At 34.6% G+C, this 26029-nt stretch carries 16 protein-coding genes, 1 tRNA gene and 2 pseudogenes; 10 read left to right on the forward strand and 9 right to left on the reverse strand.

The annotated features are described in order from the left end of the window. Nucleotides 1-1867: 1867 nt before the first annotated feature. Entirely contained in the window at nucleotides 1868-2563 is a 696-nt protein-coding gene (locus ACFIJW_RS09475) for an HAD family hydrolase (RefSeq protein ID WP_375634246.1), read from the reverse strand. Between the two features lie 371 nt (nucleotides 2564-2934). On the opposite strand from ACFIJW_RS09475, the gene ACFIJW_RS09480 reads away from it, so the two are divergent. Next, nucleotides 2935-4023, forward strand: coding sequence for a site-specific DNA-methyltransferase (locus ACFIJW_RS09480; RefSeq protein ID WP_375613050.1), 1089 nt, complete (start codon nucleotides 2935-2937; stop codon nucleotides 4021-4023). A 757-nt stretch (nucleotides 4024-4780) separates the two neighbouring features. On the opposite strand, the gene mutY is transcribed toward ACFIJW_RS09480, so the two are convergent. Then, nucleotides 4781-5839 carry an A/G-specific adenine glycosylase gene (gene mutY / locus ACFIJW_RS09485; RefSeq protein WP_375634248.1) on the reverse strand — a complete coding sequence of 353 codons (1059 nt, stop codon included), beginning with the start codon at nucleotides 5837-5839 and terminating at the stop codon, nucleotides 4781-4783. 142 nt (nucleotides 5840-5981) lie between these two features. Here mutY and ACFIJW_RS09490 point away from each other — a divergent pair, with 142 nt between their 5' ends. From ACFIJW_RS09490 to ACFIJW_RS09505, 4 genes are all read left to right on the forward strand, one after another. Next, nucleotides 5982-6482, forward strand: coding sequence for a DUF721 domain-containing protein (locus ACFIJW_RS09490; protein ID WP_375631604.1), 501 nt, complete (start codon nucleotides 5982-5984; stop codon nucleotides 6480-6482). An 82-nt stretch (nucleotides 6483-6564) separates the two neighbouring features. Beyond that, the gene (locus ACFIJW_RS09495) at nucleotides 6565-7221 is read left to right on the forward strand and encodes a DsbA family protein (RefSeq protein WP_375611143.1); all 657 of its coding nucleotides are present in this window, start codon (nucleotides 6565-6567) and stop codon (nucleotides 7219-7221) included. Nucleotides 7222-7393: 172 nt separating this feature from the next. Next, entirely contained in the window at nucleotides 7394-10060 is a 2667-nt protein-coding gene (ppdK, locus tag ACFIJW_RS09500; protein WP_375634250.1) for a pyruvate, phosphate dikinase, read from the forward strand. A 719-nt stretch (nucleotides 10061-10779) separates the two neighbouring features. Next, nucleotides 10780-10977, forward strand: a complete 198-nt coding sequence (locus ACFIJW_RS09505) for a hypothetical protein (protein ID WP_375634252.1) — start codon at nucleotides 10780-10782, stop codon at nucleotides 10975-10977. A gap of 847 nt (nucleotides 10978-11824) precedes the next feature. Here ACFIJW_RS09505 and ACFIJW_RS09510 read toward each other — a convergent pair. Continuing rightward, nucleotides 11825-12685: a peptidoglycan-binding protein gene (locus ACFIJW_RS09510; protein ID WP_375634254.1), complete on the reverse strand. Its 861-nt coding sequence runs from the start codon at nucleotides 12683-12685 to the stop codon at nucleotides 11825-11827. A gap of 1054 nt (nucleotides 12686-13739) precedes the next feature. Here ACFIJW_RS09510 and ACFIJW_RS09515 point away from each other — a divergent pair. Together ACFIJW_RS09515 and ACFIJW_RS09520 are read left to right on the forward strand one after the other, a co-directional pair. Continuing rightward, nucleotides 13740-14115 (forward strand): annotated as a pseudogene (locus ACFIJW_RS09515) (DUF5330 domain-containing protein). 108 nt (nucleotides 14116-14223) lie between these two features. Next, nucleotides 14224-14634: a SufE family protein gene (locus ACFIJW_RS09520; protein ID WP_375611146.1), complete on the forward strand. Its 411-nt coding sequence runs from the start codon at nucleotides 14224-14226 to the stop codon at nucleotides 14632-14634. 98 nt (nucleotides 14635-14732) lie between these two features. On the opposite strand, the gene ACFIJW_RS09525 is transcribed toward ACFIJW_RS09520, so the two are convergent. After that, the gene (locus ACFIJW_RS09525; RefSeq protein ID WP_012754848.1) at nucleotides 14733-15170 is read right to left on the reverse strand and encodes a MucR family transcriptional regulator; all 438 of its coding nucleotides are present in this window, start codon (nucleotides 15168-15170) and stop codon (nucleotides 14733-14735) included. Nucleotides 15171-16025: 855 nt separating this feature from the next. Between ACFIJW_RS09525 and ACFIJW_RS09530 the strand changes: the two genes are divergently transcribed. Continuing rightward, entirely contained in the window at nucleotides 16026-18119 is a 2094-nt protein-coding gene (locus tag ACFIJW_RS09530; protein WP_375634256.1) for a S9 family peptidase, read from the forward strand. An 82-nt stretch (nucleotides 18120-18201) separates the two neighbouring features. Here the strand turns inward: ACFIJW_RS09530 and ACFIJW_RS09535 are convergent, their stop codons facing one another. Beyond that, on the reverse strand, nucleotides 18202-18804 hold the full coding sequence (locus ACFIJW_RS09535) for a superoxide dismutase (protein WP_375606385.1): 603 nt from the start codon (nucleotides 18802-18804) through the stop codon (nucleotides 18202-18204). 492 nt (nucleotides 18805-19296) lie between these two features. Then, nucleotides 19297-20006, reverse strand: a pseudogene (locus ACFIJW_RS09540) (tyrosine-type recombinase/integrase); the annotation flags it as partial. A 559-nt stretch (nucleotides 20007-20565) separates the two neighbouring features. Here ACFIJW_RS09540 and ACFIJW_RS09545 point away from each other — a divergent pair. After that, nucleotides 20566-20640: transfer RNA gene (locus tag ACFIJW_RS09545), tRNA-Gln, on the forward strand. A 232-nt stretch (nucleotides 20641-20872) separates the two neighbouring features. On the opposite strand, the gene ACFIJW_RS09550 is transcribed toward ACFIJW_RS09545, so the two are convergent. The 3 genes from ACFIJW_RS09550 to ACFIJW_RS09560 are packed head-to-tail and all read right to left on the reverse strand — an operon-like array spanning nucleotide 20873 to nucleotide 24326. Further along, the gene (locus ACFIJW_RS09550; protein ID WP_375634258.1) at nucleotides 20873-21337 is read right to left on the reverse strand and encodes a toxin-activating lysine-acyltransferase; all 465 of its coding nucleotides are present in this window, start codon (nucleotides 21335-21337) and stop codon (nucleotides 20873-20875) included. Nucleotides 21338-21343: 6 nt separating this feature from the next. Beyond that, on the reverse strand, nucleotides 21344-22669 hold the full coding sequence (locus tag ACFIJW_RS09555; RefSeq protein WP_375634260.1) for an HlyD family type I secretion periplasmic adaptor subunit: 1326 nt from the start codon (nucleotides 22667-22669) through the stop codon (nucleotides 21344-21346). Then, nucleotides 22659-24326, reverse strand: coding sequence for a peptidase domain-containing ABC transporter (locus ACFIJW_RS09560; protein ID WP_375634263.1), 1668 nt, complete (start codon nucleotides 24324-24326; stop codon nucleotides 22659-22661). Before ACFIJW_RS09560 ends, ACFIJW_RS09555 begins: the two co-directional genes overlap by 11 nt. Before the next feature lie 256 nt (nucleotides 24327-24582). On the opposite strand from ACFIJW_RS09560, the gene ACFIJW_RS09565 reads away from it, so the two are divergent. Beyond that, nucleotides 24583-24873 (forward strand): hypothetical protein, encoded by a 291-nt coding sequence (locus tag ACFIJW_RS09565; protein WP_375634265.1) that lies wholly within the window; start codon nucleotides 24583-24585, stop codon nucleotides 24871-24873. Nucleotides 24874-26029 lie beyond the last annotated feature (1156 nt).

Genomic DNA, 26029 nt, shown 5'->3' on the forward strand with positions numbered 1-26029 from the left:
CTATAATTTTTATAAACGTTATTGTAAAAAAGTAACAGTAATAATTACAAATTATATTTTTTAAAAACTTTATACAATATTTTATTATGTGTTATATATAAAACAACATATGGTTATCGTATAATTTTTATAAAACGATATTAATATATTTTTTAAATACATTTATAGATAATAAAAGTGATCAAAATTTTTACATATTAAATATATAAAAATTTATTTATTATCGATAGTATAATAGAAAACATGAAAATTATGATGTAGTTATAAAAATATTATTAACAATTAAAATATGAAAGGATACGATAAAATTTTATTATTTATAGTATTTATTATAGATAGTCATTATTGTATAATGTGTGTTATATAGATATTATTTAAGTTATTATTCAATGGTTATTTAAGTGCATCGTGATAGCAGAATAATAATTCTTAATTTACTATTAAATATATACATTTATCTTATAGATAATAATATGTTATAGATACTAAAAAATGTACAATTTTCTCATAGTATAAAGTAGAGCTCGAATTGGATAGAGATAAATGATATTATCTTTTTCTCGCCAATGTGAACAGCATATTACTATGATGGAAGGCGGTGTATAGAAGAATATAATTTAGACATATTTATGAGTGCCGAAAGATCAGCATTAGATAATATTTTCAACACTTTCTTTTTTCCAAACTGAAAAGCCGCTTTTATTTTTAGAAAGTGGATTACTTTTGAAAAGATCTGATTTCATTGCTTATTTAAAAAGGCTATTAAGTGCTTTCGGAAAATTTTAAGCAACTATTGGTATCTCTGTCGCTTGTTTAACATGATTATATGTTTCATATTTATGTGCTTTTTTAAAGAAACCGTTCTCAAGTTACTCAAGCCTATTTTGCAATGATAGATATGATGATAAAGCCCCCATAATATAAAATTCTTAGGGCATCAGAATTTTTGACGTTTATAAAGAAGAAAGATGGCATTGCCATACACTTTTCTCGCTCCTAATGTTGCTATAATTTTTGCCTTTTGAGATGATTCATTAAAAGGCATTTTTATTTCTTTATTTATTTAATTCAGCATATCCAGATTTGAAATGAGAGAATCTTACAATATTCGTTTTTTTTGCTTAATTTGAATAATGATAAATTATGATTATAAATCAATATATTGTCTGTAAATTACTTGGTATGAAATGTTTTTTATAAAATGCAAATCTTTATAAGAATGTATTCTTTTTGTTTTTTGTAATCTTAGGGAGGTTGTACCGATTGAAGCTGTTAAAATACTGTTTAAGCAGCAAAGTAAATAAGCCTTCAACAAGTTTATGAGATTTGGATTGAGTAAATATAAGTTCTTCTAACTCAACAAGGACGCTTTTGTTGTTTTCAATAAACTCTTGTATTCCATAGATTCCGCGAATTTTAATATGCTTTCCATGACCAATACGCACATACTCTAAAATTTTACCATAGTGTGTGATTTTTTTGATCAGATGGAAGAGGCTAGCAATTTTCACATCTTATCGAGCAGGGCATCGTCATATTCCTTTTTTGAAAAATATAATAACTTATCAGGATGGGCTGCTGAGGTTGGGAGTGAGATATCGGATTTGAGATAGATAAGCAGGGTTTGATTTTTATGAGTTTTCCTCCCTGTTGTTTGCTTTTTTAAAGCGCGTGCAATGGTTAACTGACTTATTGATTGCTCAACGAGGTGCTATATTTTTTCCTTCACATTGAAATGCAATTCACCCGTATCGTGAATTACGCATTTATTGAAGTTATTATAAAAGAAGCAACGAGAAGAGAAGGGCATTTGAGTAAAAATGCTTCTTACATAAGAGTTTACAAACTAATATATTCAAGAGATTTTTTATAATAGATCCCTCCATACTGCCATTGCTTCTAAGACTTCTCCTAAATGAGCATGTTTTGCGATAACTGTTTCTGCACCAGCTTCTGCAAGTGCATTAGAGTGGCCAAGATAGCTATGTGATCCTCCCGTAAAGCCGATGACACGCATGCCTGCTGCTGTGGCTGCGTGTACACCATGAAGGGAATCTTCTATAACGATAGTGTTTTGGGGCTCTGCCTGTAATTGTTGTGCGGCAAAAAGGAAAACATCAGGGGCCGGTTTCGTTCTTTTTGTTCCAACTTCAGGTGCTGAAAATATTTTACCTTCAAAAAGGTCATAGAGATCAACCGTGGTGAGCATCTCTTTTATATCTACGCTTTTTGCATTAGAGCAGATACAGTAGGGATAGCGTGTTTGAATAATTTCTATGGCTTCTCTTACATCATCAATAGCCCGTAATTTAGTTTTTATTTGTGTACGAAAAATATTAGTCATCTGATCTATGAGATGAGCGGAAATTGGTTTTTCTGTTTCCTGTTCAACGTGTTTAAGAATATCGCGAAAAATAAGCCCTGCAAAACGCTCACTCAATTCTTCGGGTGATATTTCATATCCTGTTTGTTTGAGCAATTGAGATCCAATTTTTGCTGCAAGATATTCAGAGTCGACGAGAACTCCGTCACAATCAAAAATAATAAGATCTATCTGAGGCATAAGATATTCCTTTACATGTTACGAGATGGACAACTTTCATGAAAACGATATTGAGAGGATCTTATTTCATAAAAATACGCTTTGAAAATGATTCTTAATTCTTTTACGAAATAAAAGATATGGGAACAGTACATTGAAAAAAAGAAAAATAAGGTTTCATTCATATGAAAGTTTTTTTACTTAAAAAAACAAAAACAATTATCAATTTTGTAGAACTTTAACGATACGTTTACGCTATTTTGTAAATATGGATTGGTAATGCGGGCCTATAAACTATTTTGGTTGATTATAGGGCAAATTCAGTTAATTTTGTTGGGTTTTTCATGACAGTTATTCAGCTTCAAAAAGATTTTCTTCGTACTCCCTCACAGATGCCATGGCGCAATAAAATTTTTAAAGGAGATTGTGTTTCCGTTCTAGAAAAACTTCCAAAACATTCCGTTGATATGATTTTTGCGGATCCACCCTATAATTTGCAATTGGACGGAGCTTTATATCGTCCAGATCATTCGCTTGTTGATGCGGTTGATGATGCATGGGATCAGTTTGAGAGTTTTGCTGCTTATGATGCTTTTACTCGTGCATGGTTGCTTGCTTGTCGTCGTGTATTAAAACCCAACGGAACACTTTGGGTTATCGGATCTTACCATAATATTTTTCGAGTTGGGACGGCATTACAAGATTTAGGTTTTTGGATGCTTAATGATATTATTTGGCGCAAGAATAATCCGATGCCTAATTTTCGAGGGCGCCGTTTTCAAAATGCTCATGAGACGCTTATTTGGGCTGTGCGAGATCAAAAAGATAAAAAGTACACATTTAATTATGATGCCTTAAAAGCGGCAAATGAAGATCTACAAATGCGTTCAGATTGGCTTTTCCCTCTCTGCACTGGAGCTGAACGTTTAAAGGATGATTCAGGGCGTAAATTACATCCAACACAAAAACCGCAAGCGTTATTAGCGCGTATTATTATGGCTTCTAGTAAACCTGGAGATGTTATTCTCGATCCGTTTTTTGGTTCGGGAACAACAGGTGCTGTTGCCAAGCTTTTAGGGCGTGATTTTGTTGGGATTGAACGCGAGCAAGATTACATCGATGCAGCATGTGAGAGAATTGCAGCGGTTCAACCTTTAGCGCAACCAGAACTAGCGATTTTGGATAGAAAAAAAGCAGAACCACGCGTAGCATTCAACAGTTTGCTTGAAGCAGGTTTACTCTATCCTGGAGAAGTTCTGTATGATCGTAAGAAGCAAGTATCTGCTATTGTAAGAGCTGATGGTACGATTATGCATGGTGGTGAAGCGGGCTCAATTCACGCAATGGGAAGAAAGGCTCAAGATTCGCAGAGTTGTAATGGTTGGACCTTTTGGTATTATGAGGAAAATGGACGGTTGAAGTCCATAGATCATTTAAGAATGATCATACGTTCACAAATGTTAAAAACGGGTGTTTTATGAACTAAGCTGATCGCTTCATTCTAGAGTGATCATCAATGTACCTGATCTTGATTGAGATGGACGGGAGGGTGTTTTTGCCTTTCTTAGATGTTTTTTATTAAAACACTAATCCGCTTATAAGCGGCAAGCGAGTATTTTTATGCTTCTTTTAGAAGAAATTAAAATGAGAAATTTTCACTCTATGTTCTGATTTTAGTTCCAAAACAGTAAAATTTCAATATAAGCTTATAAAAATGAAATATCAGAATTAAAAGGTTCATTCAGAAGTTCAAAATTAAGTGCGTTTTTGAATACGTACATCTGTAAAGTGCGTAAGATGTATTGGTTTATCAAGCTAATTTAGCGTTATTCATATTGACGTCCTCCCCGAATATCGTCAAATTTTCTTATTTCAGACCTGTTTCATATTGAATCAATAAAATTTACTTGCTTGCATGTCATAAGCGGGGGTGGCGTGTGAATAAAATTATTAAAGAAAGAATTAAAAAGTACCTTTTATGAACCGTTTCAAGTGCCAAGGGTTGTTGTAGGAGGCTGGTAAATATAATGATGGTGCTGACTTGCTCCTTCATAAGCAAAAAAGGATAGATCCTGAAATTTAAATCTAAAGCTTCTAAGCGTTTCTATCCCTCCTTAATTTTTGTCTGTAGAAAAAATTGGTTATTTCATTTTTTAAAATTTTTCTTTTACAGATTAATAAATGATCGCTAGAGATACAAAAGTCTCCATTAGAAAACATTTTTATGAATAGGGAAGGTTATTTAAATCTGAAAGAATTGGGAAGTGCTACGGAAATGGCTTTTTTCATAACAGTAGGTAGTGCTTCTTCGGCAAGATGTTGAATGTTACACCACCAACCATTTTCATAATTCATTTCATGAACATTCTCAGTATAGTAAACATCGAGTTTTAGAGAAAAGTGAGTAAAAACATGCGTAATTTGTCCTTTGAATTGCCAATTGGCAGTAAAGGGTGCATTTTGGAGCCCATTTTCGTTGTTTATGCCAATATTGTTAGGAATTTGGGTCATTCCACCAAGGAGCTTTTGCGTCTGTCGTTTTTCCAAATAAATTTGTTTCTTTTTATTAAGGACCACAAAAGCAATACCTGTTTTTGAAGGGCGTTCTTTTTTAGGGGCTTTAACTGGAAAAGACTCCGTTTGTTGCATCTTTTCTGCTTTGCATAAACATTGAAGAGGGCAGGTATAACAAGATGGTTTGCGTGGAGTACAAATTGTTGCTCCCAAATCCATCATTGCTTGAGCAAAGTCACCAGGACGATTTAAAGCAGTAATTTTTTGTGTTTTTTCTTTAATTTCAACTTTTGCTTTTTGCAATATTGAAGTGATAGCAAAAAGTCGCGCTACCACACGTTCGACATTACCATCAACCACTGCTACAGGGTGGTTAAAAGCAATCGCAGCAATGGCTGCGGCAGTATAATCTCCAATACCGGCTAGAGTTCGCAATTCTTTTACAGATTGTGGAAATTGTCCCGCGTAGTTTTCAACAAGCTGTCGCGCACATTTTTTAAGATTACGTGCGCGTGAATAATAACCAAGTCCAGCCCATGCTTTCATGATATCATCTTGTGAGGCTTTTGCTAAAGAGGAAAGATCAGGCCATAGTTTTAGAAACTTTTTAAAATAAGGCTTAACTGTTTCAACGGTTGTTTGTTGAAGCATGATTTCAGAAAGCCAAACTTGATAAGGATCAGGACGGATACCTTGTTTTTGCTTTTCTGGGGTAATCCGCCACGGAAGATGTCTGTGATTTTGATCGTACCAAGCAAGGAGGTGCGAAGAAATTTCATACATGATTGCTTTCAAGCATAGGGAGATATAAAATGCAAAAGAAAAAATTATTTATTTTGTTGATATTTCATAAATTGAGGAGGCAACAATTTTTAGATGAAACAAATGATTTTAATTTAGTAAGCGGTTGAACAATGATCTAAAAATGAGAAAACAACTTAAAAAACGTATCTTTTATTCTCTTTCTGAGACGGTATACAAAATACTTGATCCAGTTTTACGCAAACGGACAGGGCTTAATGTAGCGCTTATAGAACATTGGCCACAAATTGCGGGCTATGATATCAGTGAACATACAATGCCGCTTAAAATTATTTGGAAACGTCGTGCAGATCAAGATGAAGTTTTTCAGCCAGCAACACTTGTTGTCGCATGTGAAGGATTTGCTGCGTTAAAATTGATGCATGAAACAGAGGAATTACTTCATAGAATTAACGGATTTTTTGGCTATATTGCTATTGATCGCATCAAGATTGAGCAAAGGAGTATGTCGGTTTTTATGAATCACTTGCCTCTAAAACCGCCTTTGAGTGAACAAGACAAAAAATGCGTGGAAAAAATGCTTGAAGGAATTGAAGATAAAAGTTTGCACCAAGCACTTTATCAACTTGGCTGTTGCATTTTTTTGGAAAAAAATAATAAATAGAAAGATATTTTATATATTTTTCTTTAATATATGAGAAAGCATTGGATTCCTATTCGTTAATAACAACAGAAAAGTATTATTTATGGTAAAATATCGTTCTTTTTTATCTTTCGGGATAATTTTTCTCTTCATAACGATTGTACAAAACAGTGTAACAGTTGCTTTAGCGCGTGATCCCAAATCAGTGGCAACTGTTGATATGGCAGAGCTTCTTCAATCGGGTAAAGTAAAGGATCGCTTTGAGGGAGAGGCGGATGCACCAGTCGTCATTGTTGAGTATGCTTCGTTGACATGTACCCATTGTGCGCATTTTTATAATGATATACTTCCCCAAATTCGTAAAAAATATATCAAAACAGGAAAAGTAAAACTTATTTTCCGAGAATATGCTTTTGATCCTCGGGCAACAGCAGGTTTTATGTTGGCACGGTGTGCACCGGAAGATCGCTATTTTCCTTTGATAGAAGTTTTATTTCAAAAACAAAATGAATGGGCTTTCGGAAAAAATGCTCTAACACCATTGAAGAAAATTGGCTTAATGGCTGGTTTTACAGATGAAAGTTTTACTGCGTGTTTGAAAAATCAGTCCATTTTAGATGAAGTAAATGCATCTTTTGAACGCGGTAAAGAGCTTGGTGTCACAGCAACACCTACTTTCTTTATTAATGGTAGTAAATATGAAGGTGCCATGAAAGTAGAAGAATTTTTTTCGGTGATTGATAGTTTTCTAAAAAACTGAATCTTAATCTTCCAGAAGATGGATAGTGATTTTTGGTCATTATCTCTTTTGGAAGGATTAATATTATGCATTTATGAAGCGATATCGTTGAGCCAATTTTGAATCAAATCATTGCTTTTAAGTGAGCCTGGGTTGAATGATGTTTTGAAGCTGATATGGGAGGATTTGTACAGTGAAAAAATGGGTTTATAGTTTTGGAGATGGAAAGGCAGAAGGAAGTGCAAGTGAGCGTAACCTTCTCGGAGGTAAAGGGGCTAATTTGGCAGAAATGAGTAATCTTGGTTTGCCCGTACCACCCGGATTTACGCTGACAACAGAAGTTTGTAATTTTTATTATGCCCATGACAAATCATATCCAGAAGAGCTACAGGAATCTGTTAAGCAAGCACTAAGATACGTTGCTGAACAAACAGGACGTGAATTTGGGAATGAACAAAGACCACTTTTGCTGTCTGTTCGTTCAGGGGCTAGGGCTTCTATGCCAGGGATGATGGATACAGTGCTGAACCTTGGCATGAATGATAAAACTGTAAAAGCAATTGCTTTACAAGCCAATAATGAACGTTTTGCTTATGATAGTTATCGGCGTTTTATCCAAATGTATTCTAACGTTGTTTTGGGGCTAGACCATTCGTATTTTGAAGAGATTCTTGATGAAGTAAAAGCATGCAATGGTTACACTATTGATACAGAAATGACAGCAGATGATTGGAAGAATGTTATTATTTCTTATAAAGCCTATGTTGAAGAAAAATTAGGAACCCCTTTTCCACAAGATCCTGAACAACAGTTATGGGGGGCGATTGGAGCCGTTTTTTCAAGTTGGATGACAGCACGTGCAGTTACTTATCGCCGTTTACATAGCATTCCTGAAAGTTGGGGAACGGCAGTTAATGTGCAAGCTATGGTTTTTGGTAACATGGGAGAAGATTCGGCAACGGGCGTTGCTTTTACACGCAATCCATCGACAGGGAAAAAAGAACTTTATGGTGAGTTTTTAGTTAATGCGCAAGGGGAAGATGTTGTGGCGGGCATTCGAACGCCTCAAAATATTACAGAAAATGCGCGTATTGTTTCTGGTTCAAATAGACCGTCGTTAGAAAAAATTATGCCTGAGGCTTTTTTGAAATTATGTCAGATTGCGCAGAATCTTGAGCAGCATTATCGGGATATGCAAGATCTCGAATTTACCATTGAAAAAGGTAAATTATGGATGCTTCAGACTCGTTCAGGAAAACGCACGGCTCGTGCGGCTCTCAAGATGGCAATTGAAATGGTTGAGGAGGGGTTAATAAACCGTGAAGAGGCTGTGATGCGTATTGATGCAAAGTCGCTTGACCAACTTTTGCATCCAACACTTGATCCCAAAGCAGAACGTTTTGTTATAGGACGTGGTTTACCTGCTTCTCCTGGAGCCGCAACTGGTGAAATTGTTTTTACTTCAGAAGAGGCAGAAACTGTGTCGGCGGAAGGTCGCAAAGTTATTTTGGTCCGGGTAGAAACAAGCCCAGAAGATATTCATGGTATGCATGCTGCAGAAGGAATTTTAACAACGCGTGGCGGTATGACAAGTCACGCTGCTGTTGTTGCGCGGGGGATGGGAAAACCATGTATTTCTGGTGCTGGCAGTGTGCGGATTGATTATAACACAAATACGTTGTTTGCCTCAGGAGAAAGCCTAAAAAAAGGTGATGTTATCACAATTGATGGTGGAAGTGGAGAAATTTTCAAAGGGAAAGTTGCAATGTTGCAGCCTCAGCTTTGCGGAGACTTTGCAAAATTAATGGAATGGGCTGATGGGATGCGACGTATAAGAGTTCGCGCTAATGCTGATACACCATCTGATGCCCGTATGGGACGCTCTTTTGGGGCTGAAGGTATAGGTCTTTGCCGTACGGAGCATATGTTTTTTTCTGATGAACGTATCGTTGCCATGCGTGAAATGATTTTAAGTCATGATGAAAGTGGTCGTCGTAAAGCACTAGATAAGCTTTTGCCAATGCAGCGTTCAGATTTTAGTGAATTATTTGAAATTATGTGTGGTTTACCTGTTACTATCCGCTTGCTAGATCCACCATTACATGAATTTTTGCCTAAAACGAAAGCAGAAATTCTTGATGTTGCAACAGCTATGGGGGTTTCTGCTGAAGTGCTTGCTGAACGCACTCAGCAGTTGCACGAATTTAATCCTATGCTTGGATTACGAGGATGCCGTTTAGCTATTACTTATCCTGAAATTGCAGAAATGCAAGCGCGGGCGATTTTTGAAGCAGCAGCAGAAGCTGCCCAAAAATCTGGATCTCCTGTTATGCTTGAAATTATGGTGCCACTGGTTGCGCTTAAATCTGAACTCGATTTTGTGAAAGCGCGTATTGATCAGGTTGCTGAGGAAGTGATGAAAGAAAAGGGAAGCACTATTCAATATATGGTTGGGACGATGATTGAACTTCCAAGAGCGGCGCTTCGAGCAGATGAAATTGCTGAAACTGCTGAATTTTTTTCATTTGGAACAAACGATTTGACACAAACTACTTTTGGGATTTCCCGTGATGATGCAGCTCCTTTTTTGGCAACCTATTTTCAAAAAGGTCTTTTAGAGCAAGATCCTTTTGTGTCTATTGATCGTGATGGAGTAGGGGAACTTATTACCATTGCTGCACAGCGTGGACGCTCAAAGTGTGCAAAAATAAAATTGGGAATTTGCGGTGAACATGGAGGCGATCCTGCCTCTATTGCTTTATGCGAAGAAAATAACCTAGATTATGTTTCGTGTTCTCCTTTTCGAGTGCCAATTGCTCGTTTAGCAGCAGCTCAGGCCGCAATAGCAAAAAGGATGTAATGGGTTAATATTTTTTGTTGTATCGTTATTACTGAAATAAATTTTTATATATTCTTTTATTTTCTTTAATAAAGGGAATAAAAATGCTTCTAAAATGCACGATAAGTTGTGTTACGCGAGAAAGTGTTTTTTTTAGAGGTTTATGAGAGAAAATATAAAGCAGGATAGACAAAGATGTATTATTAATACTACTTTCTATTGGCGAACCTCTTGATAGAGAGAAACGTGTTATTGTGCAGTCAATTTATGCGTTTGCTTTTTTATAGGGGAATGAGCTCCTCACGCAAAATAGAATGCTCCAAACAAATGCATTTTTTTTTGCACATCATGCTGTTTGAGATAGACATTTCTCAGTGGATGCTCCATTTCACATTGATATTCGTGGAATGGGGATTATGTAAAACTCCCCGTAAGTTTATAAAAATCTTCCCAAAATTTATAAACTCCATTATGCACTCCCATCTTTACATTTATAAAGGAATATCAAAGTTACACAATCTATTGATTTATAAAGATAATTTTTTATTTCTCATATTGAATGAAAGCTGTAAATATCATAAGATCTTCTTATTTCGACTTCTTTTATAATGAATCAATCAAAACCATGTTTTTTGTATGTTACAGGCGGGATGAGCGTCTGTGGATAAAAAAATAAAGCAAGGATATGCCTCTTATGAATCATCTCAAGTGAGAGCTATCACAAATTGAAGGTAGGTACAGTGTGTAATGGTGCCGGCTTGCTTCTTCACAAGCGTAAAGATGATGTGCGCTGTCGCGCAGTTGTTGTGGGGGGGCCTGCTATTATTATTCACGGGCGTTGTTGCGAAGTGGTTTTGGGTGCTTTAGAGATGTTTTTTAAGAAAGCCCGTGAATGGCAATCCAAGTATATTCCGTTTGGGACATTTTGTTTTAGGTGAGGGGGAGTGAGACTAAAAAGACATGTGATAAATAAGAGCATGAGGCAATAGGTAATCTCCGTTATTTTAAAGATATTGCTTTAGATGTCTTTGAAAGGCGTAAAGCTGAATTAAAAGGAAATGGCAAAGATGAAAACTGGTTTTTACCTTAAATTTTCATATTCTTCCCAAATTAGGCTGTTTTCCTGTTTTAAGAGATTATACAAACAGAGATGCGCAATATTCTTGCTTCCATTTGGCATACAAAAGCTATAACAGCTGAGAGAAGTACTAAACTGTCTTAACATTTGTTTCAAACATACTGCTGCGTTAGGTTTGGATGTTGATTTATAGGCAATACTAAACGCACACGCTCTCTTAAGAAGACAATGTCATAAAACACATAACTTTCCAGCAGTAGATTAGAGAGAAGTGCCGGTTTTTTATCAGACACTTTGCAAAACAACAACCATAACACAACTAGCTTTATGTCTACTTATCCTTACAGGTGTTTGCACAAATTCTTTGCATCATATTTATAAAGATCAAATTGACGATAATATATGGACAATTCGTGGTTCGATAATATGAAAGGTTTACGTGATACTACAAAAATTTCGTGTCTTTTTATCATCAGAGGCAATAAAAATGCTAGAACAAGCGCGTTTGCTATTTTGCAATATTCTTTTTTCTGCAATCGGTTGTGGTTTTTTTGAAGCAAATTATACGGCTCAATATGTAATGTGTAAGAAAACCATTCTGATTGATTGAATATAAGAGGGCTTGAGATGAAGGAATGTTTGAGGGGAGCATTAAACAAACGAAAGATGAATTATCATTATAAATTAAGAGATTATTATGATTAGCTTCAATTTAATAAACCAATTTCACGCATTTTCATTAAAATTGTGTGATTAATTTTACCTGTTACAGGAAGATCAAATATTTTTTGAAACTGTTTTAAGGCTTCTATCGTCTTTTGATCTTCTATTCCTGTGACAATAACCTCCTCATTCCCAAAAATATGTAAAGCTTTTTGCACTTGTATAATATCTTCAACAGAAGGCTCTAAAATAGCTTCTTTTAAGTGTGTCATATTTTTTGTATTGTTTGTTTCTATTTCGCTTTGCTTAATTAATATCGCGATTTCATCTGCTGCGGGATTAGATAGAACATTCTTTTGCATTCTCTGAGCAGTTTGCTGTTTCCATAAAGTGATGGCTCGGCGTGTTTTAGGTCCTTCCAGTCCATCTAATGGACCATCATAAAATCCTAATTTTGCTAGTTCTTTTTGCTTTTCCAGCATGCTTGCTGATTGAGAGGGTAAAGGTGAACTTGCTGATTGAGAGGGTAAAGGTGAATTTGTGTGGTTATGACTTTGAGAATGTACAGAAGCTACACGGGAGAGTTCTTGTGATTTTTCTTCTTTTTCCGATAAATTAGAGCTCTTACCTATACTTTGAACAGAGGAAAATTTCATTTGAGTTAAAATATTTTGATGCGTTGTCATTTGCGAAAATAAAGCATTAAATGAAATAAATAAAAAACTAATGCTAAAAAGAAGAAATCCAACAAAAAATAAAGTATTTTTTCGTGTATAGAAATAAAGAGTTTTTGCACTCCAAAAAATAAAATGAAAAGTTATAAGAAGAAGTGTTATAACAATACTACTGTAGTATTTACGGTGTTTTACAGTTTTTTTTCGGTATGTCTTTCGTTTTGTTGCCATTACTTTTATTTTCAGTTGCGTTTATTTTTTACAAAGAAACAAATATAAATTAGGAAACGAATATGAATCAGTTCTTACTTCCAGCCAGAGAGAAATGCATTGACATTATTGATTTTTCCTTTCAAACTCCTAGAATGAGCAGCTTCATTATATCAATTTATAAGTTGATAAATCAACAAGAGTTCTTACCAACTTTTATTCATTTCATTTTTTACAAATCTTTAATGTGTATAAAGAGAGTACCAAATGATTAGCATTCAAGATCATTTTGGTGTTTGCAAACTGCATTATCACATATAATTATCTAAACAATAATGCCACGTTATTCTTCATTTTGTGGCATATGTTTGCCTATTATTTAAAATAAAATTGAAAATATTTGCCTATAACGCTAAAAAGATGACAATCGTTATCTATTCTTTATAATTTACATATAGATGGTTACTGATCCATAAACGGTTTGGTAAGAATAATTATCTCTTAATATTATTATATTTTGGTATAAATTCCTTCTATTAAATAATTTTCATAAGTATCAATTAAATTGATGTTTACAATGTTATAGAAAAAAAACTGGCTTGAGATGTAATCATAAGAGATGCAGTTATTTTTTTGATGTTTTTATCGACATGTTGACCATTTTCATAACATTCCAGTAAAAATTTTATAGATAATATAAATATTTTATCGACACTATAGTCAGAATAACAGAATTTTACTCTTTTTAGCCTTTTCAACTAAGCTAATATGGTGGACTATTATTTAAAATAATTATGTACACAACATGATTATCTCTCTCATTTTTTATCATAGTATGTTCATTAACATGACCAGCTTGTAAGTGTATAATTTTGATGTTAATTTTTTACTGAATAGACAATGTATCCCATTTTATACAGCGGAATTGTGCCATATTTATAAAAAAGCCAATGATATAGATCCAATACATGAATACTCAATTTTATAAAAAGCACATTTTATAAATTGTTTATAAAGCAACAGTGTATAAAATGTTTCTTTTATTGTATTTACCACTGCGGTACATTGATTATCCATGATACGTTTTTTAATCAAATTATCATTTTTTTTATTTTTTATTTTTGTCATTATTTCATTTTTTGTAGCAGATCCAAGCAGTAACCATTCTTCTAGCCCCCAAAATAATGAGACAACAACGAGCGATGTGATTATTGCTTTTAAGGAAGCCTTAAATGACTTAGGCGCATTTTGTGACCGTAATATAAAAACCTGCAAAGTAGGAAAATCCTTTTTAAGTTCACTTGGCGAGCGCGCATATTACGGTGCAAGAGCTGCTTATGAATATTTAGGGAACATATTAGGAAACAAAAATGATATCAGAGACTTCCCCTAATGTTTCTTACAAAATCGAAATACAAGAGTTCTTACAAAACCATGCAATGTTATCTTGAAATAAGGATTTTTAACGTTCTTCGTGTTATTTATGTTAGGAAGAATAAATATTTATTTTTTATAAGTGTATTCAAGAATGATTATTCAAACGAAACAGGACTAAAATAATGGCGGAAACAATCGGTAATATTATAGAAAACTTTTCGCTTTTGGATAATTGGGAAGATCGTTATCGTTATGTCATCGAGCTTGGCTATGAATTGCCACCTTTTCCAGAAAGCGCTCGAAACGATGCTCACAAAGTTCCTGGTTGTGTTAGCCAAGTGTGGCTTTTATCTTCACGTAATAACTCAAAAGATCCAATATTGACGTTTCAAGGTGATTCCGATGCTCATATTGTGCGTGGACTCATTTACATACTTCTTGCTTTTTATTCAGGCAAAAAAGCTTCTGAAATTCGCAATTCTGATGCTCAAGAGCTCTTTGAAAAACTTGGTTTAAATGAAAATCTTACACCACAACGATCAAATGGTCTGAAATCAATGATTAAACGGATTCGTAACGAAAGCTATATGTAATCCCCTTGGTAGAAATTGCTATATATACAAAAGCTTCACACAAAACATGTATACTAAAATCAACTTTATACATGAAACCATTTTTTCGCAAAATAAGATTATTTAGTTTTTTTCCGTTTGCTTTTGCGTCCAAGCCCCATTTCTTTGGCCAAAGCTGATCGTGTTTTTGCATAATTAGGCGCCACCATAGGATAAGAACTATCTAACTGCCATTTTTCACGATATTCCTCTGGCAACATTCCATAATGTGTCATGAGATGACGCTTTAGAGATTTAAACTTCTTTCCATCTTCAAGGCAAATGAGATAATCAGGAAATACTGAACGCTTCGGATTAACGGCAGGCCTTTGTTTTTCAACTTCGACTTCTGTTAACTCTAGATTCCCTGCTTTACGAAAAGCAGCATGGACATCAGCAATTAAACTTGGCACTTCAGTCGGTCGAATAGAATTATTACTCACGTAGGCAGCAACAATATCAGCAACCAATGTAATAACTAAATTGCTTTCAGTCTCTAAGACTGCACGATGTTCCATTCTTGTTTCCTTTAATTTAAAATTGAGTAATTCAAAATCGAGATATAGTGCATATACTCATGATATAAAGATCTCATGCACATGAGCTTCATATTGTACAAAAATCTTTTTTGTCAATTCAATTATTCTATAAAATTGCCAAAACACAAAAAAATCAAATAAATACCCATTTTTTGTCATAATATACAATAAGAAAAACGAAATTATTACATGCTAAAATATATTTTTATCCTATAACATATCATACATAATATATAATACATCACAAATATAAAAAAATATATGATAAAATTTATTTATTTTTTTTGAGAACGTAAAAATAAAATTACTAATTATAAAAATATAATATATAAATTATTATATTTTGTTTTGAATACTTATAGTTTAGTAAGTTTATGTTTAATAAGTTTTAAATTAATTTTTATTATTATATTTATAAAATTTAATAATAAAAAAACATTATATATTATAAATATGACATAATAATATTTATTTATAATATAAAACTATTCATTAAAAGGAGATATGACATTTTTATTTTTATACAGTAATAATAATATTTTAGATATATTTATTCCTTTCTGTAAAATTATGCGATTATACTGTTTCAAAAAAAATCACTTCTTTTTCTCATAGTTTAATTGTTTTACCAGTCACTTTCATTATAAAAGTGGTGTTATATCCCTAGAAAACAATAGCTGTGATATGTAATGAACAGAAAGGTATTAGTTTTAAAAATTATCATGGTGCTATTTTTGCAAGTGAATAGAACTTATAGACTTTTACACTTGCATCAATCACTGTGATTCTAACATATAAACGAAGCTATTAACATATTTTAATATAGGATTGTGTATGACTCGCACTTTTGCAATTCCTCCCAAAGCATCTAGAATCACTCATAAGGAAATATATCATGGTATTTTTCGTGATGATCCCTATCATTGGCTACGTGCGTCTAATTGGCAAGATGTTTTTAAAGATCCTAACTGTCTTGATCCCAATATTCGACATTATCTTGAAAAAGAAAATGCTTATCAATCAGCTCAAATGGCTGATACAAAACCATTACGAGATTTGCTTTTTACCGAAATGAAAAACAGGATCCAAGAGAATGATAGTTCTGTTCCTATAAAACATGGTCCTTTTGCTTACGGATTCTCTTATGTTACCGGAGGCCAACAACCACATTATTTTCAGACACCAAGGAATGGCGGAGAAAAAAACGTGTACCTTAATGGTGATGTCTTGGCAGAAGGCAAAGAATATTTCAAATTTGGTTCAGTTCAAGAATCTCCTGACCATACACATGTGGTATGGACCTATGATGACAAAGGATCAGAATTCTATACAGCTAAAATTCGTAATTTTGAGACATTGTCTGATTGTACGGACACAATTACTGATACATCTGGTCAAATTGTATGGGATGCTAGGTCTGAAGGTTTTTTCTATACTAAGATGGATAAAAACCACCGACCTTCAGAGCTCTATTATCACCAATTAAACACAGATCAATCACAAGATAAGCTTATTTTTCGTGAAGACAATCCAGGTTTTTTCTTAGATGTAAGCGGTTCTAAGCTTAATGATGTTATTTATATTAATATTCATGATCATGAAACATCCGAGATCTGGTTAATTCCTGCTGAGGCGCCTTTTACTGTTCCCCAATGTGTACGGAAACGACAAAAAGGTATTGAATATTCACTTACAGAGGGTGGTGATGTCTTTTATATTCTGACCAATTTAGATAATGCAAAAGATTTCAAAATTATGGTAGCGCCATATACATCTCCACAATCAGAAAATTGGTCTGAGTTTGTCCCACATCAGCTTGGGTGCCTAATATTATCCCATGATGCTTATCAAGATTTTCTTGTCTGGATCGAACGTTTTGAGGGGCTTCCACGTATAAAAGTGATGGAACGTACCACTAAACAAGTGAATTCCATTGCTTTTACTGAAGAGGCTTATTCTTTAAGTTTGCAAGGAGTTGCAGAATATAACAGTCCAACTATTCGTTTTTCCTATTCATCTATGACAATACCTGATCAAGTGTTTGATTATGAGATGAAAAATTGTAAACGAATGCTTTTAAAAACGCAAATAATTCCCTCTGGGCATAATAAAGATGCATATGTAACACGACGGATTACAGCAATAGCAGACGATGGTGAGAAGATTCCTATTTCACTTTTTTACCACAAAAACACTCTCCTTGATGGTGGTGCGCCTTGTCTGCTTTACGGTTATGGTGCTTATGGGATCTCTATTCCTGCCAGTTTCAATAGTAATGTACTTTCTCTAGTAAACAGAGGTTTTATTTACGCGATTGCTCATATTCGCGGAGGAAAAGAAAAGGGAGTAGAGTGGTATGAGAAAGGAAAGCATCTCTTTAAGCACAATACATTTACAGATTTTATTGCTTGTGGGCGTTACCTTGTAAACAATAAATTCACTTCTCACGACCGGCTGATTGCTCATGGTGGTTCAGCAGGGGGGATGTTGATGGGAGCCATTGCCAATATAGCTCCCCAGGATTTTGCTGGGATCGTAGCGAATGTGCCTTTTGTTGATGTCTTAGCGACAATGTTAGATGCTTCATTGCCACTCACACCTCCAGAATGGGCCGAATGGGGGAATCCTCTTGAATCAGAAGAAGATTATAAGCTTATTGCTTCCTATTCCCCTTACGATAATGTCAAAGCTCAAAACTATCCCCCTATACTTGTGATGGCAGGATTAACAGATCCTCGTGTAACTTACTGGGAGCCTGCAAAATGGGTGGCAAAATTACGAGACCTAAAAACAGACGATAATGCAGTTTTATTACGTATTAATATGGATTCAGGGCACGCTGGTGCAGCTGGACGTTTTTCAAAGCTAGAAGAAGTTGCCTATATCTATGCATATATTCTAAAGATAGCAGGAAAAGACTTTTGCTAATCCATAATACTTCTGTATGAAAGTCTCCGATAATTTATTGGATTATAGAGACTTTCATACACTAAAAAGTTATCTAGATAGTTTAAAATTCACATTCTTCATAAAGTTCCAAAACATAGTCCCAATTAATTAAATGGTCTACAAAGGATTCGAGGTACTTCGGTCGAGCATTGCGATAATCAATGTAATAGGAATGTTCCCACACATCGACACCCAAAATAGGGCGAGCATTGTGCACTAAGGGATTTTCACCATTAGGCGTTTTCATAATTTCAAGCTTGCCATCTTTAACAGCAACCCACGTCCATCCAGAACCAAATTGGGCACTAGCAGCAGCAATAAAATCAGCGCGGAATTTGTCGTAACCACCTAGATCAGCGTCAATAGCTTTTGCTAACTTTTCAGGAAGTTTTTGGCCACCACCATTTTTTTTCATCCAAAGCCAAAAGTGGTTATGATTGTAATACTGCGCTGCATTATTAAACAAACCAATATTTTTTCCAAAACTTTTTTTAACAATATCTTCAAGGCTTTCATTTTCTAAGCCTAACTCTTTCACAAAATTATTGGTGTTGGTAAGATAAGCAAGGTGATGCTTATCATGATGATATTCAAGCGTTTCGCGTGACATATAAGGCGAAAGGGCATCGTAATCATAAGGCAACGGGGGCAATTCAAAAGCCATTTAAAAATCTCCTCGATTCTAATTGTTAAGCTTATTTCATAAGTCTAATTTGCCATTTACCGCATTTAAAAGCAAATGTTGAATACCTAGTTTGTATGAAATAGTTTTAATGTTTCTCTTTTTGTAAAAGAAGCTTTTAGGAAATGTATATTCATCAATCAAAAAGGGTATTGGTCTACATAAAGATTGCTTCTGAAGATTTTTTTACATCTATGAGTGGGTAATAAATATCATTATCTTTTGAATAAAAAGTAAATGGAAATAGTTATTATTCCTTGTTTTTGTATCTCTATTTTTTCAAATACCATATAAAATGTTTTTAATTTTTGCAAAACTCTTCCAGTTTATTGGTGTATCATAACGTTTTCAACAGAATATTAAGTGTTATTTTTTAGGAAATATTTTTCAATGTGCTTGATTTTATTTTATGGTGCTACCCATGAATAATATAATGTAAAAATTAGTGGACATTACCATCTTTATGCTTAATGCAAGAATAAGCAAACGCAAAGCCAGTTGTGTCATTGTTGTTGTTTTGCAGAGTGACTGATAAAAGGCAGGAACATCTTTCCAGTCCATTGCTGGTAAATTTTGTGCTTTATGGCGTTGTTTCCCTAAGAGAGCCCGTGCTTTTATCGTTGCTTGTAAATCAACATCCAGCCCCAAAGCAGCAGCATGTTTGAGACAAATATTAAGACGATTTATTGCTTTCTCTGCGGTTGCAGCTTTTGCATGCCAGATGGGAGCAAGAACATTGCGTATCTCTGTTTGTGTAATTTCTGAAATAGGAATACAGCCTAATTTGGGGAGAATATAAAGTTGTAAAGGTAGAAACCAATTCCCAGCCTTGCCATCTCCTTTTAATTCAGCTTTACGACTTTCAAAAGCATCTAAGGCAATGTCTTTTAGGTAATGGAGATTACTTATTGCCTCACGCTTTTGTTTCTCACGTTCTTTAATGGGATCACGCCCCTCATGCAAAACAGAACGCCATTGATTTGCTAATTCACGGGATTTTTTTAAAGAAACATGTCTTAATGCACCCAAGCCCATTTCGCGGCGCCGACCATGAATGGTATAACGATAAAGCCATTGAGCACCACCATCTTTACGCTTATGAAGAAGCAAGCCGGCACCATCATTATATTTGCCAGACCCAATGTTGCGACAGCCCTTGCATTAAGACGATTCATAAGAACCATTTTTACTCCTTTCTTGTACAATTTTTACCCACACGCTAGCCCCGCTTTTGACGTGCAAGCAAGTGATATTAATTGATTCAATCTGAGAGGGTTTGTGATGAGAAAATCTTACTATATTCGGAGTTATGATTCAAGTTGAAAAAGGATGATTTATTATTATAAATCAATGTGTTGCCAGAGCACAGCAGCACTATTATACACTTACCGATTGCCAATGTGGTGACAGCTTTTTTCTTAAATTGAGCAAGATGGGATTTTAATATATCAAGAAAAGTAAATCATATGCAAATTTATTAGATACATGAGTAAACTGCAAGATTTTCATTTTCTGTTCCTAGAAAATCAATACAAAGAGCAAAATAATTGATGGATAAATGGTTTTTTCTTATGTTAAAATCACAACTGTATATCAGTTTCTGCTACGAATTTGTATCGATGGCAATGCCATACAAAACTCAGAAATTTTATGATAAAAAAGTAAAGTCTTTGATTTTCAGATATTGCGTCCAATCACAGGAATCGCTATAAAGTGCAAGAGTTGCTATAAAGCGTGTTTTTTTGGGGTATAGCCAAGCGGTAAGGCACCGGTTTTTGGTACCGGCATTCCCTGGTTCGAATCCAGGTACCCCAGCCAATATTAGTGAAATTAGTTAATCAAAGTTCAGCTTGAGAGTGGATCAATCCCCTTAACCATCTATTGCTATTCATAGAAAGTCTGGTAAGTTGAAAAACACCTATTTGTAGCGGGGCAGCTCTAAATAATGGTAAAGTTTTCTTTTAATATAGCTATCGCTTAAAGAACTCTTTTAAAAGCTTATTTTTATAAGAGGGGAATAAATGATTTATGCGCACTTGCTTTAGAAAAACTATTTGGCTGGATTTTGCGCTCTATAGCAACACCAGCGTGCAATTTTTCGTATTCCACCATCTTCATTACGTCGTACAGCATAACAATAACGCTGATCAGGAAATATATTTCGTTGCATATCGCGTACAATATGAGCAGTATGGCCATAGGGTGCTACACAATCAATAAACCATACGTATTTTCCATTCTGCCAATTGACATCGGGTAAAAATTCTCCCTTTTTAAGCATAGATTGATGATTTTTCTCATCTAAAAAAGCCCAAGTGATAAAGGCACAAAATTCTCCACGTTCATTTTTATAGAGTTTATATTGCCCAGTCTGTAAAGCTGGTCCTAAATTTCGTTCGATATCCCAGATTCGCCAGCGGCGGTATAAGGGAGATGTAAGCATTAAAACCATCATAGCTCCTAACGCTGTAAGAGGGTCTATGAATGATGATGAAGGATTTTTATGCACACACATTAATCTTTATCTTTCCTTTAGAGATTGTTCTAAAACTTTGGTGATAGGTTCAAAGAAATAAGAAATGAGACGCCGTTTTGAGGTAATGACATCCGTTGTCACAGTCATGCCAGGGATAAATTTAAGTTGTTTGTTATTCAAAGTGATGTGATCTTGGTCAATTTTGATTAAAACAGCGTAGACACCATTAATTTCTTTATTATAGCGCGCTGTAGCGCCTACATTAACGACTGTACCGTGGATAACACCGAAACGTTCAGGAGGAAAGGCAGAAAACTTGATGTAAGCGCGTTGGCCCTTTTCTAAAAAGCCGATATCGCTGTTATCAAAAAACGCTTCGACAATGAGTCCGCCGGCACCAGGGACAATACGCATGAGGGCTTTACCAGCTTCTACAAAGCCGCCCAAAGTATGGATACTTAAATCATCGATACGCCCATCAACAGGTGCATAAAGTGATAAGTGGTCAAGATGGTATTGAGTGCTATCAAGCTTTGCTTTTAATCCTTGAAGATTCAGTTCTGTTTCACGCGAAAGTTGCCGATAGCGGGCGATTTCATCGGAAATGAGACTTTTCCGTTGTTGGCGGAGGGTGTTTATTTCGGCGGTATTTTCTTCCAAACGTCTTTGATTGGTTAAAATTTCATGCTCGACATTTTTAAAGTCATGTAAACGCTCTAAATAAACCGCTTGGCTAATGACTTTTGTTTCCATTAGGCTTTTTGCAGCCTTTAATTTTCCTTGGCTTAATTGACGATCATCTTCCAACCTATCTAATTGCGCATGTTGTGTTGCACCGCTGCGTTCGACACGGTCCGCTTGTGCTTTTAGCGCTCTTAATTTATCTTGGAGAGATTGAAGGGTAGCGCTAATGAGTTTTTCCCCTTCTATTCTTGCAGTCGTGTTGCCAGAAGGAGGAACTGGCAGATAGGCAAGCCCTTTGGTTACAAAATCTTTATCCAAAGGATCACTTTCATGCAAAGCTGTTAAAATAGCTGTTGCGATTTGTGCTTGAAGGGTTTGTTGCGCGATATCTGCTTGAACACGTGCACACTCATTGAGGGCTTCACGAGGATCTAATTGAATAAGGAGATCCCCTTGATGAACAAATTGCCCTTCTTTTACAAGAATTTTCTCAATGCGTCCTGTATTTTGCGCTTGGACCAGCTGAACGTAAGCGGTGGGAATAACACTTCCTTGCCCCCGTGCAACAATCTCTGTTTTTGCGATAAAGCTGCCGATTACAATAAAGAGAAATAAGGTGACCAAAACAGCAACCACCATATGAAGCGTTGGTGACAAAGGGCGCAAATAGGGAGCTTTATCTGCCATTTTTTGCCTCCAAATCAGTAAAGTTTAAGACGGTTGCATGCTGAGGAAAGAGGTCACTTTTGTGGGTAATAACAAGAACAATACGTTCTTGCGAAAGTTTATATAAATGCTCAACAATTTGTGCACTGACAGTGTCATCCAATGCGGAAGTAGGTTCATCCAAAATAAGAAGGCTTGGATTTATCAGAAAGAAACAAGCCAAAGCCAAGCGTTGGCGCTGACCACCTGATAAAAAACCACCTTGCTCTCCTACTTGAGTATTGAGTCCTAGAGGCAACTGAGCAATCAAATCATGGCAAGCACTAACATATAGTGCAGAGTCGATTTCATCTTTAGTGGCATCTGGTTTAGCAAGAAGCATATTCTCAAGAATGGTTCCGGAAAAAAGGCAAGGATTTTGGGGAAAATACGCGATTGTGTCACGCACGCTACGGACATCAAAATTCTGTAAAGGTTGGGCGTTAATCAATATCTTTCCGCTTGTTGGGGGGTAGAGTCCACAAAGGAGCTTCGCCAAGGTTGTTTTTCCGCACCCTGAAGGACCAAGTAACATAATTGGTTGCCCAGGTTGTAAACAGACATCAAGATGATTGATAATGGACTTATCTCCATAAGAAAAACAGAGATCGTTGGTTTCAAGATGAGGAGGAGCGCTGAGTTGAAGAGGCGGCTTTTCTTCTTCCCATTCTGAAGGGGAGTTAAGAATATCGCCCAAACGAAGACGAGAGATTTTCAAATGCTGCCATTCTTCCCATAGGGATGCAAGGCTTAAGATAGGACCAGAAACATTTCCAGCGAGGAGATGAAAGGCAATAAGTTGCCCTAGCGTAATCTGGTTTTGAAGAACTGCCTGAGCACCAAAAAAGATAATAAAAATAGTGAAAAGATCACCAAAAATATGGCTCATGGCTCCATTGAGAAGATGCAATTTACTGGTTGTAAGGCTTTGATCTAAACTACGAGCTAAAGTTTCTTGCATGCGTATCGTATGAGCAGATTCTTTTACATGTGCTTTAATGGCTTCAAGATTGGTAAAACTTTCAATAAGGCGCGATTTATGGACAGCTTGCAGAGTGAAAGAACGGCGTAATTGGCGGCGCAAGAAGGGACCGACCAACGCTAAAGAACCCATTTGTAAAGGTAAAATGATAAGGACAATGAAGGTCAGTTTCGGACTAATGGAAAAGAGTGCCGCAAGATAAATGATTGCGAACAGAACATTTAGCACAGTTGTGGCGATGGTTCCTGTTAGAAAACCGCGAATTGTATCAACCTCTCCGATTCGCGTGAATAGTTCTCCCACTTGCCAAGTGCGTAAGACAGGCAAGGAAAGACTTAACAGATGGCTGTAAATGCGCCGCCCAAATTCTAATGTAAGCCGATTGGCTAAATAAGCGCCTAGGTAACCTGATAGAGTGCTAAGAGCCGTGCTAAACAGCATAATAGTAACCATCAAGACAACGATAGCATAGAGACTTTCAATACGTTGAAAAGGGAGAATACGGTCGATAATCGCTTGAAAAATAAAAGGATTCACCAAGCCAAGTAAGCGCAAAACAACAGCAACGCAACTGAGTTCGATGACATAATAAATATATTTCTTTGTTGTTCTTGTAAACCAAGAGAATGATACAGGTTTTTCTTGTGAATGACTCATTTGAATTTATGATTTTGTTTAAGAGAAAGAGCGATGGATGTCGCATATTTAAACAGTATTGTAAATAGTATTATATTTATACAAAATATACATTTTGTATGTATGCAATACAAACAAAATGTATATTTTATTTATACAGTATTTTTATTGTTATTTATACAAATTATATTTGACATTTGCTAAAATGAACAATAATGAAATTCCCACTGTGTCGTTATGATACAGTTATTTTTAACAATAATTAAAGAGGTTTTATATGTTTCGTTCATTTGGTTCTAGTTTTTCTAATGGTTGGTCTCATGTTTCATCAATGAATTTTTCAAGCAGTGGATCACGACCTGGGTGTACTGTTGGAGATTATCTCTCTGCAGGATTTTCAATGGGACATAGGGGACATGATATGGGAGTGGTAATTGGTGGAGTTATGGGGGGGGTAACTGGAGGACCAATAGGCGCTGTGGAAGGTTTATGGTTAGGAGGAAGAGTTGGCTCTGGAGTAGGATTTGCCACAGGTATAGGAAATACAGCCTATGGATGTTATCGCTAATATAAAAATCAGCAGATATTTCTAAAATGAACAAGCTTGTAGGCATAATTATGTGTCTACAAACTTGACAGGAAGGTTTAGGTGCATAATTTTACAAAATTATATATTTAATTTGGATTTTTTTTATGAATGAGATTATTAGTATTATTGTAGAATTATTATTTTCTATAGGTGCTTTATTTATATTTTTCTATACATTGTTTTCATATTATAAATCTAAAGGTTATAGTAAAAAGGAAATTTGGAAAAAAATTTTGTTAAGAATATTTTTGTTCGTTATATTATTTTCTATAATATTTTTTATTTATATACGTTATTTCTATGAACAATGATTATTCATTATTAATTTATAATTATAGATTAATTTGGAAATTTTATTTTTTATATTATTTTACTTTATTAACTTTTGTATGATATAATATATGTTAATGTTTATTGTTTTTATATATATTTAATTTGGATTTTTTTATGAGTGATATTATTCGTATTATTGCAGAATTATTATCTTCTACATGTGCTTTCTTTATATTTTTCTATGCAATGTTTTTACGGTATAAATTTAAAGGTTATAGTAACAAAGAAATTGTGAAAAAAATGTTGTTAAGCACATTTTTGTTCATTATATTTGTTATATTACTTTCTATAACAGTTTTTATTTGTATACGTTATTTATATGAAAAATGATTATTTATTATCTTTATATAATAATGTTTTTGATATTTTATTTTCAATATTTATTTTTATATTTTCATTAATTTATAGATACAGTGGTGACAGTTGGAAAAATAGTATAAAGGAAGCAATTAAGACATTTAGTGGGTTCTTTTTGTTATTTTTGGCGTTTTGTTTTATTTATGTTGCGTTTAAATATATTAGATATTAGTATTTATATTTAAGTTATGTTTGATAAAAAATTATTTTCATTTAAATAAGTTTCTATTATTTGTAATAATATATATTTTTTTTATTATTATGAAATTTCTTTATAAAATTGAAATAATCATTTATTGTAAAATACAGATGAATTTATGTGTATTTTATTGTTTATTTTTTTCTGTAACTATATTACATATGCATCATATTTTATGATAAATGTATTTCATCTTTCTTGATGAGGGTGTATTTTTCTATTTTCATTGGAAAAATGCGCCTGTAA

Origin of the sequence: Bartonella sp. MM97QHHN, from assembly GCF_042194285.1 — a bacterium.
Lineage (GTDB): Bacteria > Pseudomonadota > Alphaproteobacteria > Rhizobiales > Rhizobiaceae > Bartonella.